The 12,170-nt window shown below is 71.2% G+C and carries 12 protein-coding genes; 7 read left to right on the plus strand and 5 right to left on the minus strand.

Translation table 11 applies throughout. The annotated features are described in order from the left end of the window. Nucleotides 1–200: 200 nt before the first annotated feature. The 5 genes from AAW14_RS23500 to AAW14_RS23520 form a co-directional block, all read right to left on the minus strand. Nucleotides 201–995 carry an HAD family acid phosphatase gene (locus AAW14_RS23500; RefSeq protein ID WP_265565914.1) on the minus strand — a complete coding sequence of 265 codons (795 nt, stop codon included), beginning with the start codon at nt 993–995 and terminating at the stop codon, nt 201–203. A gap of 364 nt (nt 996–1,359) precedes the next feature. Beyond that, the gene (locus AAW14_RS23505) at nt 1,360–2,109 is read right to left on the minus strand and encodes an MBL fold metallo-hydrolase (protein ID WP_265565915.1); all 750 of its coding nucleotides are present in this window, start codon (nt 2,107–2,109) and stop codon (nt 1,360–1,362) included. 132 nt (nt 2,110–2,241) lie between these two features. Next, nucleotides 2,242–2,829 carry a TIGR03086 family metal-binding protein gene (locus AAW14_RS23510; RefSeq protein WP_265565916.1) on the minus strand — a complete coding sequence of 196 codons (588 nt, stop codon included), beginning with the start codon at nt 2,827–2,829 and terminating at the stop codon, nt 2,242–2,244. Between the two features lie 202 nt (nt 2,830–3,031). Continuing rightward, nucleotides 3,032–4,195, minus strand: coding sequence for a hypothetical protein (locus AAW14_RS23515; protein WP_265565917.1), 1,164 nt, complete (start codon nt 4,193–4,195; stop codon nt 3,032–3,034). Continuing rightward, nucleotides 4,192–5,133: a 5-dehydro-4-deoxyglucarate dehydratase gene (locus AAW14_RS23520; RefSeq protein WP_265565918.1), complete on the minus strand. Its 942-nt coding sequence runs from the start codon at nt 5,131–5,133 to the stop codon at nt 4,192–4,194. Before AAW14_RS23520 ends, AAW14_RS23515 begins: the two co-directional genes overlap by 4 nt. Nucleotides 5,134–5,403: 270 nt before the next feature. Here AAW14_RS23520 and AAW14_RS23525 point away from each other — a divergent pair, with 270 nt between their 5' ends. From AAW14_RS23525 to AAW14_RS23555, 7 genes are all read left to right on the plus strand, one after another. Beyond that, nucleotides 5,404–6,213, plus strand: a complete 810-nt coding sequence (locus AAW14_RS23525) for an NAD-dependent epimerase/dehydratase family protein (protein WP_265565919.1) — start codon at nt 5,404–5,406, stop codon at nt 6,211–6,213. A 262-nt stretch (nt 6,214–6,475) separates the two neighbouring features. Continuing rightward, nucleotides 6,476–7,246 carry a DeoR/GlpR family DNA-binding transcription regulator gene (locus tag AAW14_RS23530; RefSeq protein ID WP_265565920.1) on the plus strand — a complete coding sequence of 257 codons (771 nt, stop codon included), beginning with the start codon at nt 6,476–6,478 and terminating at the stop codon, nt 7,244–7,246. A gap of 122 nt (nt 7,247–7,368) precedes the next feature. Then, nucleotides 7,369–8,739 (plus strand): ABC transporter substrate-binding protein, encoded by a 1,371-nt coding sequence (locus tag AAW14_RS23535; protein ID WP_265565921.1) that lies wholly within the window; start codon nt 7,369–7,371, stop codon nt 8,737–8,739. Then, nucleotides 8,736–9,674 (plus strand): carbohydrate ABC transporter permease, encoded by a 939-nt coding sequence (locus AAW14_RS23540; RefSeq protein ID WP_265565922.1) that lies wholly within the window; start codon nt 8,736–8,738, stop codon nt 9,672–9,674. The genes AAW14_RS23535 and AAW14_RS23540 overlap by 4 nt, the downstream gene beginning before the upstream one ends. Then, nucleotides 9,671–10,516, plus strand: coding sequence for a carbohydrate ABC transporter permease (locus AAW14_RS23545; RefSeq protein ID WP_265565923.1), 846 nt, complete (start codon nt 9,671–9,673; stop codon nt 10,514–10,516). The genes AAW14_RS23540 and AAW14_RS23545 overlap by 4 nt, the downstream gene beginning before the upstream one ends. Continuing rightward, nucleotides 10,513–11,502 (plus strand): zinc-dependent alcohol dehydrogenase family protein, encoded by a 990-nt coding sequence (locus tag AAW14_RS23550; protein WP_265565924.1) that lies wholly within the window; start codon nt 10,513–10,515, stop codon nt 11,500–11,502. The genes AAW14_RS23545 and AAW14_RS23550 overlap by 4 nt, the downstream gene beginning before the upstream one ends. Before the next feature lie 84 nt (nt 11,503–11,586). Further along, the coding region (locus tag AAW14_RS23555; RefSeq protein WP_265565925.1) for a TerD family protein at nt 11,587–12,170 on the plus strand (584 nt) is incomplete at its 3' end.

The raw sequence follows: 12,170 nt of genomic DNA on the forward strand, positions 1-12,170 counted from the left end.
GATGCCGAACCGAACCGTCCCGCGGAGTGGCCGCCGGCGCGGACGAGGTGCGCGCCGAACCGCCCGGAAAGGCAGGGCGGGACCGGCACGCACCGGCAGACGACGGTCGACCGCCTTCGGTTCGCGGCGGACGGGACCGTCGTGCCGGTGGTGCCGGCCCTGGAGCCGATCGGGCCCGTACGGACGGGCGCCCCTACCGGCTAGCCGACGAAGTACGTCGGGTTGGGCAGCTTGTACGCCTTGTCGGCGTAGCCCCCGTCGAGGTCCGAATACTGGTCGCCGAAGTTGGCGATGATGTCGTACCCGAGGGACTCGATGTGCTCGCGGGTGCCGGACTTGTACTGCACGGTCGTGCAGGTCCAGGCCTGGGGGGTGGCGCAGTCCTTCAGGTAGGACGGCGGGTTGGCCGCGTCCTTGAGGAACATGTGGTCGGTGTCGAGGTTGATGTCGGCGCCGACCTTCTTCAGGTTCTCGACGGCAGCGGAGCGCTGCGACTCCTTGAGGCCGGAGTTGTAGAAGACCTCGACACCCCTGTCCTTGGCGTACTGGACGAGCGCGGGCGTGCCCGGGACGGACGGCCGGTCCGCCTTGGCCACGTAGTCGGCCCAGGTGGTCGGGTTGTACGTGTAGTTGGTCTTCTTCTCGTAGTCGAGGCTGAGCAGCAGCGTGTCGTCGATGTCGAACATGACCGCGGGCTTCTCGCCGTGGCGGTGCGCCCTGCGGGCCGCCCTGTCGATGTAGCGCTCGGCATCCGCCTCGATGCGCGCCAGGTCCTTGGCGTACGGGCTGTCCGGGGACGGCTGGTACACGCCGTTGCCGTCGAGGGTGGTGCCGTAGTAGCTGTCGATGTCCTTGGTCAGGAGCCCGATGTTGTAGGGCTCGTGGGTGGAGTTCGCCGTCGACTGACCGGCGGTGGCCGCGCCGGCCCCGTACAGGACCCCACCGGCGACGGCACAGGCGGCAGCGAGGGCCGCGATGCGAAGTGGCTTATGCATGACAGGTTTTCTACGCGCGTCACCCTGGTGAGCGCGAGGCCCGTTGCCTGATCGATACCTTCTCGGCCACGACGGCGGGCCCCAACTCACCCGTCGGGGGCAGTTCATGGCACCGACGGTGGTTTCCGCGCGGCAGACCCCCGGGGCACGACGACCGGGCCGAACACCGCGTCCGAAGCGGTCTCGACGGCGCGCGCTCGAGGCCCGCGTCCCGCGCGAAGGCGGCGAAGCGGGCGGCGTCGTGCGCCTCTCGGATCTCATATATCGGGTCTCATATATGACGTATGAAGCACGACGCGACGAAGGTGGGAGCGCGCATGTGCTTCGCCAACGCTTGTGGCGGAGCAAGTTGGGGTGGCCGGGTTCAGACGGTCTTCGTGTCGCCCTCGTAGGCGGCGGCGGTCCGGCCACCGAAGACCGCGGCGGCGCGTCCCACGGCCGCCTCCCGGGTGAGCGTGCGTACCACGTGGGTGATGAGGAGCTCACGCGTTCCCTTCGCGTAGGCGCCCGCTTCCTCGGGCGTGAGGTGCACCTGCTGCGCGCCTTCGCCATGCCGGTCGATGCCGGCCTCGCACAGGAACAGGTCGGCCCCGGAGGAGAGTTCGGCGAGCGCGTCGCAGGGCCCGCTGTCCCCGGAGTACGCGAGCACGCTCCCCTGGCACTCGGCGCGCAGTCCGTACGCCTCGGCGTCGTGGGCGACGCCGCGTGCGGAAAGGCGCAGGTTCCAGTGCTGGACGGTGTGGCCGTCGTAAAGGGGCCGGAAGTCGAGGATGCCGCTCAGGAACCCTACGTCCGGGCGCCCGAAGAACCCCGCGAGCCGCCGTGCGCAGTCCACCGGCGCGTAGACCGGGATCGGCGCCGGCGGGGTGAGCCCGCCGTAGGCGAACGCGTAGACGGCGGACAGCAGATCCGCGCTGTGGTCCGCGTGGAGGTGCGAGATCCAGATCGCGGTGAGCCGGGTGGGATCCGTGTGCCGCTGCAATTCCGCGAACGTGCCGGGCCCGGCGTCCAGCCACACCTCGGCGCCCCCGCCGCGCAGCAGATAGCCCGAGCAGGGGCGGTCCGGCCCCGGGTGCGGGGAGGCGGTACCGAGGACGGTGAGGCTGAGGGGCATGGTGGGGAGCGTACGTAGCCGGGCCCGCGTTCGTCCGCCATTTCAGCCTGTTTACGGCTTCCGGCGTTTGGCGTTGTTTACGGCTTCCAGCCGGGATCGCGGCTGCTACGGCTTCCAGCCGGGTTCCGTCCGCTACGGCTTCCAGCCGGGATCGCGTCCGCTGAGGCCGACCGCACGGTCGAGGAGCGGGGCGTCGGCCGGTACCGGCACCACGGGGCCGAAGAGGCCGCTGCCCCGGTTGGGATCGTCGGCCGCCGCGAGGAGGAAACCGTACGACGCCTCCAGCGCGGCCGGATCCGGCTCGTACTCCTGGCCGGTGGCCCGTGACAGGTCCCATCCGTGGATCACCAGTTCGTCGGCCGCGACGGCGCCCGCGACCGCGCCCGGCAAAGGCACCCCGCCCGCCCGGGTCTCGCCGGTCCAGGCGGCCGGGTCGCGCCAGGCCTCGGCCAGCTCGTCGAGCAGCACGGGAAGGTCCTCGCGCCAGCCGGGCCCGATGTCCGGCACCACGGTGTTCGGACTGGTGTCCGTGGTGACGCCCAGGTCCTTGCGGCCGGCATCGCGGAAGGCGGCGGCGAGTCCGAGCAGATGGCCCAGCATGTTGTGCACGGCGCATCCCGGGCACGGCGTCACGTCCGTGAGCTGTTCGTCGCGCACGCCCGCCGCAAGCCGGGCGACGACCAGTGTCTGCGGTCCCAGGTCGAGAATCGTGTCGGTCATGTTCTCCTCCGAAGTCTTCTTCCTCGGAAGGTGGACCGACGGCCGCCACGGAACTCATCGGTCGCGCGTGTGCTGCGCGAACGCACTACGTGGCTCAACGGGGCGCTGGTCCGGGCCGGGGCGGCGCCGACCGGCCTTCGGCCACCGGCTGCTCCTGGTGGCGCTGGGCCTGGGTCTGCTGGTGCCGGTTCGCGCCGGCGGCTCAGAGCCCGGCGAGCGCCCCCCGTACCGCCTCCAGGTCGCCGTCGGATGCCAGTCCCGCGTGATAGAGCCGCAGTTCGTTGGCGCCCAGGTCCGCCGCCGCGCGCGCGTCCCGCCGCAGCGTGCCCGGGCTGCCGCCCAGCCCGGAGACCACGGTGAGGTTGGCGGCGAGGACGGCACCGGACCGCCCCTGCTCGGCGAACGGGGTGAGCATGCCCACGCCGCCCGTGCAGGGCACCACCACCCCGTCCGCGACGGACAGGACGTGCGCGGGGTCGACGCCCGCGTCGGCCCCGCAGTGGTACGACACCGGGTCCGCGTGCAGCAGCACCTGGAAGCCCTCGGGGGCCGAGGCGCGGACCGCCGCAACCGCCGCCTCCTGGAGCGTGCGAGCGGTCGTGTCACGCCACGCGCGCGTGGCCGCCGCCGTGCTGTCCCCCAGAAGCTTCTCGACTCCCGCCCAGCCCCCGTCGGAGGGCGCGCCGCGCCAGCTCGGCTCCAGCGCGGCTCGTACCGCCGCCGCCAGTTCCCCGGCGTCCAGGCCCAGCCCCCCGTAGCCCTCCCGGCAGCTCGCGCAGAAGCACAGCGACATGAGGTACTGCCCGGCGTCCCCGAGCCCCACCCCGCCGGTCTTGTCGTGGGCGTGCAGATGGGTCAGGCCGTACCAGCCGAGCGACTCCAGTTCGGTGCCGCACGCCCCGGGCCGCACCGCCGCCTCGGCAGCCAGGTCGACGAGGTACGCGCGTGTGCCCGACTGCGCGATGCAGGGCGCCCACGGGTAGCGGTCGCCGTAGGCGTTGACCACCGAGGTCTCCGGATGCTCCTCACCGAGACGGGAGCTGTGCGCGAGCACGACCCACGTGTGCACCTCGAGCCCGGCGCCGGCGAGCGCCCCGGCCGCCTCGCCGAACGCGTCGCCCGGAGCCCAGTCCCCGGCCGCGTGGGGCCGCAGCGTCCGGCCCTCCCAGCGCCCGTCCGCCGGATAGAGCACGGCCGCGTGGCGGGCCGTCACGATGCGGTGCCGCGGGTGCCGGGGCGTGAGCGCGCGTGTGGAGTGGTACGCGGATGCCAGCGTCACCTGGTCCGCGCCCAGCCCGGCGATCCGGTCCGGGGCCCGGGGGTCCCCGTTGACGTCCCAGGGGTAGACGAACGCCGACGCCTTCACCTGCCCTCCCGCAGCAGCGCGTACCCGCGGTCGATCAGCGCAGCGAGGTCCTTGACGTCCTCCTCGGCCGGTTCGTGCAGCGGCGGCCGCACCTCGCCGACCTCGAGTCCGCGCAGCCGTACGCCTGCCTTGACGAGCGAGACGGCATAGCCACGGCCCCGGGCGCGCAGTTCGACGAAGGGGCGGTAGAAGCCGTCGAGGAGCCGGTGGACGGTGGGGTCGTCGCCGGAGTCGAGCGCCCCGTGGAAGGCGAGGGCGATCTCAGGGACGAAGCAGAACACGGCGGACGAGTACAGGGTGATGCCGATGGCGCGGTAGGCGAGCTGGGTCTGCTCGGCCGTCGGCAGGCCGTTGAAGTACAGGAAGTCGCCCGGGGCCTCGCTGCGTACGGCGCTCACGATGCGCTGCATCAGGTCCAGGTCGCCGATTCCGTCCTTGAGTCCGATGACGCCGTCGGTGCGGGCCAGTTCGACCACGGTGCCGGGGGTGAACACGGCGTTGTCGCGCTGGTAGACGATGGTCGGCAGTGACGTGGCCGAGGCCAGGTCCCGGTAGTGCCGCAGCAGCCCTTCCTGCCCGGCGACCACGAGATAGGGCGGCATGGCGAGCAGCCCGTCGGCTCCGGCGTCCTCCGCGAGCTTCGCGTAGCGCACGGCGAGCGCGGTCCCGTATCCGGCGCCCGCCACGACGGGAACCCGCCCCTCAGCCGCCTCGACGGCCGCCCGGACGCACACCTCGAACTCCTCTGGGGCGAGTGCATGGAACTCGCCCGTGCCGCAGCAGGCGAAGACGGCGGCCGCGCCGGCCTCGACGCCCTGGCGCACGTGCGCGCGGTAGGCGTCCAGGGCGACGGAGCCGTCGGGCCCGAAGGCGGTGACGGGGAAGAACAGCGGCCCGCCGGGGATGCCGAGCCGGGCGGCGAGAGGTGCTGACGTCACGGGCTCTCCCTTGAAACAGGCGCTCGAACAGGCGCTCACCCACGGACCGGCCTTTCGCACCAGTGCACGTTTCTGATCCATGTCCATATTTCTGAACGCTCCCACGCTAAAGGTCCCCCTCGAGGCAGGTCAAGCAGGCAAACCGCCAACACGAGGGGCGGATTTTCGCGACACCGCGCCCCACTTGACTGGTCGGCCGAGCGCTTCATAGCGTGTCCATGCATATGAATTCTGTACACGAATGCGGCCTTGACTCAAGGAGACCCGAGGATGTCCGCTCCCCGCACCGTTCTGCTCACCGGCGCCGCCGGCGGCCTCGGCACCCTGATGCGGGGACTGCTGCCCCGGTACGGCTACGAACTGCGCCTTCTGGACCTCAGGCCGGTCGAGGGCGTGCCGGACGCGATCACCGCGGACCTCGGGGACCGGGAGGCGCTGCGCGCGGCCGTACGGGGTGTCGACGCGGTCCTCCACCTCGCGGGCATCTCCCTGGAGTCCACGTTCGAGAAGATCCTGAAGGCGAACGTCGAAGGCACCTACAACCTGTACGAGGCGGCACGCGAGGAGGGCGTGCGCCGCATCGTGTTCGCCTCCTCCAACCACGCCGTCGGCTTCACCCCCCGTCCCCGGGGCGACGACCCGCTGATCCCCATCGACACCCCGCGCCGCCCGGACACCTTCTACGGCCTCTCCAAGGCCTTCGGGGAGGACCTCGCCCAGTACTACTGGGACAAGCACGGCCTGGAGACGGTCTCCGTGCGCATCGGCTCCTGCTTCCCCGAGCCGACCAGCGTCCGGATGCTCTCCATCTGGATGAGCCCCGGGGACGGCGCCCGCCTCTTCCACGCGGCCCTGACCGCCGAGCACGTCGGACACACCGTCGTTTACGGCTCGTCCGCGAACACGCGGCTGTGGTGGGACCTGAAGAGCGCGCGGGCGCTCGGCTACGAGCCGCAGGACGACTCCGAGCCCTACGCCGAGAGGCTGATCGCCGAGCAGGGGGAGCTGGAGCCGGACGACCCGGCCCATGCACGCCTGGGCGGCCACTTCGTCACGGACCCGCCGATCTGGCCGTACTGACGGACCTCCCCCAGCGCGGGCGGGCACCGAACGGGCCCGCCGGCCCCGCCATTCGGGCACGAAGGCCGCCCGATCCCACCCTTCCGGCCGCTCCGCCCCAGCTCCGAGGCGGGCACGGGACAGGCCGAACGGGCGGGATCGGTCACACTCGGCCGCGCAACAGACCTGGTCAACGCCGCACACCCGCTGTAAAACTTCCCCCACGGGCCCCACCGGGCCCGAACGGGCAAGGAATGCAGCACGCGAAAGGCGGGAGGCGACGATGACGACGAGGACCGCGGAAGAACGCCAGCGCGAGATCGTCACGGCCGCCCGCCGCACCGGCTCGGTCGACGTCACCACGCTCGCCGCCGAACTGGGCGTCGCCAAGGAGACCGTACGACGCGATCTGCGCGCCCTGGAGGACCACGGCCTGGTCCGCCGCACCCACGGTGGCGCCTACCCCGTGGAGAGCGCCGGCTTCGAGACCACCCTCGCCTTCCGCGCCACCAGCCACGTGCCCGAGAAGCGCCGGATCGCGGCCGCCGCGGCCGAGCTCCTCGGGGACGCCGAGACCGTCTTCGTGGACGAGGGCTTCACGCCGCAGCTCATCGCCGAGGCGTTGCCCCGGGACCGCCCGCTGACGGTGGTCACCGCGTCCCTGACCACCGCGGGCGCCTTCGCGGAGGCCGAGAACACCACGGTCCTGCTGCTCGGCGGCCGGGTGCGGCCGGGCACCCTCGCCACCGTCGACCACTGGGCGACGAAGATGCTGGCGGGGTTCGTCATCGACCTGGCGTACATCGGCGCCAACGGCATCTCCCGCGAACACGGTCTGACCACCCCCGACCCCGCGGTCAGCGAGGTCAAGGCGCAGGCGATCCGCGCCGCCCGGCGCACGGTCTTCGCGGGCGCGCACCACAAGTTCGGGGCGGTGAGCTTCTGCCGGTTCGCGGAGGTCGGCGCCCTGGAGACGATCGTCACGAGCACGCTGCTGCCTGCTTCCGAGGCGCACCGCTACTCCCTGCAGGGCCCCCAGGTCATCCGCGTCTGACACCCCCTCCGACGCCGCCCGAGAACAGCTGAAGAGCCAATCCCCTCCCCGAGGGACGCCCACGCCCCTGTGCGCCCCTTATCTCCCCATACGTCATCTCCCCATACGTCCAGGAGCGATCGATGCGCACCCAGAGCCGACGGAGGCCGCGAGCCGTGCTCGCCATGGCCGCCGCAGGGACGCTGCTCGCCCCGCTACTCTCCGGCTGCTGGGCCGGGGCGGGCGGGGCCGGTTCCGGCGGCGACTCCATCAATGTGCTGATGGTCAACAATCCGCAGATGGTCGAATTGCAGAAGCTCACCGCCGCGCACTTCACCAAGGAGACCGGCATCAAGGTGAACTTCACCGTCCTGCCGGAGAACGACGTCCGCGACAAGATCAGCCAGGACTTCGCCAACCAGGCGGGCCAGTACGACGTCGCCACCCTGAGCAACTACGAGATCCCCATCTACGCCCGCAACGGCTGGCTGCACGAGATGGACTCGTACGTCGCCAGGGACGGTGCCTACGACGAACAGGACGTCCTGAAGCCGATGCGCCAGTCGCTGACCGGCGACGACGGCAGGCTCTACGGTCAGCCGTTCTACGGCGAGTCGTCCTTCCTGATGTACCGCAAGGACGTGTTCGCCGAGAAGGGCCTGACGATGCCCGCCCGCCCCACCTGGCAGCAGGTCGCCGACCTCGCGGCGAAGGCGGACGGCGCGAAGCCCGGGATGCGGGGCATCTGCCTGCGCGGACTGCCCGGCTGGGGCGAGCTCATGGCGCCGCTCACCACGGTCGTGAACACCTTCGGCGGCACCTGGTTCGACAAGAGCTGGAAGGCGCACCTGGACTCCCCCGAGTTCGAGAAGGCGACGAAGTTCTATGTCGACCTGGTCCGGGGGCACGGTGAGTCGGGAGCCGCGCAGTCCGGGTTCGCCGAATGCCTCAACAACATGACCCAGGGCAAGGTCGCCATGTGGTACGACGCCACGTCCGCGGCCGGCCTCCTGGAGGCGGCCGGCTCGCCCGTCAGGGGCAAGCTCGGCTACGCCCCGGCGCCGGTGGAGAGGACCGCGAACTCCGGCTGGCTCTACACCTGGGCCTGGGGCATGCAGAAGGCGTCCCGAAACCCGGACAAGGCCTGGAAGTTCATCTCCTGGGCGTCCGGCAAGCAGTACGAGCAACTCGTCGGCCACACCAGCGGATGGGCCGACGTCCCCGCGGGCAAGCGCGCCTCCACGTACCGGAACGCGGCCTACCGCAAGGCGGCGGCGTCCTTCCAGGAGATGACCCGCGAGGCCATCGAGGGCGCCCGGCCCACCGACCCGGGCGTGCAGCCGCGCCCCGCACCCGGTATCCAGTTCGTCGGCATCCCCGAGTTCACCGACCTCGGTACCAAGGTCTCCCAGGAGATCAGCGCGGCCATTGCCGGACGCCAGTCCACAGGCGCGGCCCTGAAGAAGTCCCAGCAGCTCGCCGAGCAGATCTCCAAGGAGTACGAGGGACGATGATCGCCACGACCACGGCCCCCGTGGCCACAGCTCCAGTACGCACCGCGCACCGGCCCTCGGCCCGTCTGCGCGCCTGGGCCACCCGGGCCCCCCTCCTGCCCGCCCTGATCTTCATGATCGCCGTCACCCAGCTGCCGTTCGTGGCCACGCTGGTGATCTCGTTCTTCCACTGGAACGCCCTGTATCCGAAGGCCCGCCGCTTCACCGGCCTCGACAACTACCGTCAGGTTCTGACCGACCCCGCCCTGCGCCACTCGGTGTGGACGACGGTCCTGCTGACGGCCGCGGTGGTCCTGGTCAGCCTGGTGGTGGGCCTGGCGCTGGCGCTCCTGCTGGACCGGCCCTTCCGCGGCCGGGGCCTCGTCCGCACGCTGCTCATCGCCCCCTTCCTGGTGGTGCCCGTCGCCGCGGCCCTGCTGTGGAAGCACGTGCTCTACAACCCCGAATACGGGCTGTTCAACGGCCTGTTGCACTACCTGGGCGGCCCCCAGCCGGACTGGATCTCGAACACCCCGCTGCTCGCGGTCGAGGCCTCACTGGTCTGGCAGTGGACGCCGTTCATGATGCTGATCCTGCTGGCGGGCCTGCAGAGCCGCGACCACCAGCAGATCGAGGCCGCGCGGGTGGACGGCGCGAGCGACTGGCAGATCTTCCGCCACCTCACGCTCCCGCATCTGCGCCGCTACCTCGAACTCGGCGCCCTGCTGGGTTCGATCTACATCGTCCAGAACTTCGACGCGGTGTTCACACTCACCTCCGGCGGCCTGGGCACCGCGAACCTCCCCTACACCGTCTACCAGAGCTTCTACCAGGCGCATGAGAACGGCCTCGCCTCGGCCGCCGGCGTGCTGGTCGTCATCGGCTCGATCGTCATCGCGACCTTCGCCCTGCGCGTGGTGTCGTCCCTGTTCCGCGAGGAGGTGTCCCGCGCATGAGCTCCGTCGCCGTACGCGTCCGCAGCCGCCGCGGAGTGGGACTGGGCCTGCTGGCCTGGCTCGCCGGTCTGCTGTTCTTCCTGCCCATCGCCTGGATGGCCCTGACGTCGTTCCACTCGGAAGCCGACGCGGCGACCAATCCGCCGTCCTTCGGCGCTTCCCTGACCCTGGCCGGCTACCGCGACTTCTTCGGCGTGGGCGGCGGCGCGAGCCCCTGGCCGGCGCTGATCAACTCGACGGTGGCGTCGGTGGTCTCGACGCTGTGCGTCCTGCTGCTGGCCCTTCCGGCGGCGTACGCACTCTCCGTCCGCCGGGTGAGGAAGTGGACGGACGTCCTGTTCTTCTTCCTGTCCACGAAGATGCTGCCGGTGGTGGCGGGTCTGCTGCCGATCTATCTGTTCGCGAAGAACGCCGGGATGCTGGACAACATCTGGCTCCTGGTCATCCTGTACACCTCCATGAACCTGCCGATCGCGGTGTGGATGATGCAGTCCTTCCTCGCCGAGGTCCCGGTGGCGGTGATCGAGGCGGCGCAGATCGACGGCGCCCGGCTGCCGACGATCCTCGCGCGCGTGGTTGCCCCCATCGCGCTGCCCGGTATCGCCGCCACCGCGCTGATCTGCTTCATCTTCAGCTGGAACGAGCTGCTCTTCGCCCGGGTGCTCACCGGCGTGGTGGCCGAAACGGCCCCCGTCTTCCTGACCGGCTTCATCACCAGCCAGGGCCTGTTCCTGGCAAAAGTGTGCGCCGCGTCGCTGGTCATCTCCCTGCCGGTGCTCGCCGCGGGGTTCGCCGCCCAGGACAAGCTTGTCCAGGGCCTGTCGTTGGGAGCCGTGAAATGAAGGCCGCCGTCATCGAGTCCGTGGGCCGCGCCGTCGTCGCCGAGGTCCCGGACCCGACGCCCGGGCCCCGCGAGGTCGTCGTCGAAGTCGCGGCCTGCGGACTGTGCGGTACGGATCTGCACATCCTGCAGGGCGAGTTCGCGCCGAAGCTGCCGATCGTGCCGGGCCATGAGTTCGCGGGCGCGGTGGTCGGGGTGGGCACCCAGGTCACCGAGGTCTCGGTCGGCGACCGGGTCGCCGTGGACCCGTCCCTGTACTGCTTCGAGTGCCGCTACTGCCGTACGGGACACAACAACCTCTGCGAGCGGTGGGCGGCGATCGGCGTGACCACGGCGGGCGGGGCGGCGCAGTACGCGGTGGCCCCCGTGGCGAACTGTGTGAAGCTCCCCGAGCATGTGCGCACCGAGGACGCGGCGCTGATCGAACCGCTGTCCTGCGCCGTACGCGGCTACGACGTCCTGCGATCCCGGCTGGGCGCACACGTGCTGATCTACGGCTCCGGGACGATGGGCCTGATGATGCTGGAACTGGCGAAGCGGACGGGCGCGGCGAGCGTGGACGTGGTGGACGTGAACCCGGCGCGCCTGGAGACCGCACGGCAGCTGGGTGTGACGGCGTCCGCGGCGAGCGCGGACGAACTGGACCGCCCACAGGGGTGGGACGTGGTGGTCGACGCCACGGGCAACGCGGCGGCGATCCAGGACGGTCTCGGACGGGTCGCGAAGGCGGGCACGTTCCTGCAGTTCGGGGTGGCGGACTACGCGACGCGGGTCACGATCGACCCGTACCGGATCTACAACCAGGAGATCACGATCACCGGCTCGATGGCCGTCCTCCACAGCTTCGAACGCGCGGCGGAGCTGTTCGCGGGCGGGGTGCTCGACCCTCAGGTGTTCATCAGCGACCGTGTCCCGCTGGAGCGTTACCCGCAGGCGCTGGAGCAGTTCGCGGCGGGAGTGGGACGCAAGATCGTAGTGGTGCCGTAGGCCGGGCCGGCGGGGGCGCCGCACCCGATTGCCGGGTAAGGGAACGGTAAAGCGCCCCCGTTCGTTAGCCCTCACATGACAGCTATGACCCCCGGCTCGAACATCCCTCTCGGAGCCACCCGTGTGACGGTCGACGTCGCCGCCCCGGTGCGGCTCGATGTGTCGGCCCTGCTGCTCACCGCCGGCGGCAAGGTGCGCTCCGACGACGACTTCATCTTCTACAACCAGCCCGTGGGCCCGGGTGTCACCTACCGCTCCGGCGGCGGTACGAACCCCGACTCCATCACGGTCGACACCGCCACGGTCCCCCCGGGCATCGAGAAGATCGTCGTCACGGCGAGCCCGGACGCCGCGGGCCAGACCTTCCAGGGCATCGAGCCGACGGCCACGATCCGCAACGCGGACGACAACGGCGTCCTGGCCACGTTCACTCCACCGCGGCTCGGCACCGAGACGGCGCTGGTGGTCGTGGAGGTCTATCTGCGCGGCGGGGCGTGGAAGGCGCGCGCCGTCGGCCAGGGGTATGCGAACGGGCTGGCGGGCATCGCCACCGACTTCGGCGTCACGGTGGAGGAACCGGCCGCGGCCGCAGGGCCCGTCGCCGCGCCGTCGCCGGCCGGAGCCGTCGTCCCGCCGCCCCCGGCACAACCGCCCGCGGCCCCCTCCAT

Origin of the sequence: Streptomyces hygroscopicus (assembly GCF_026168105.1) — a bacterium.
Lineage (GTDB): Bacteria > Actinomycetota > Actinomycetes > Streptomycetales > Streptomycetaceae > Streptomyces > Streptomyces hygroscopicus_D.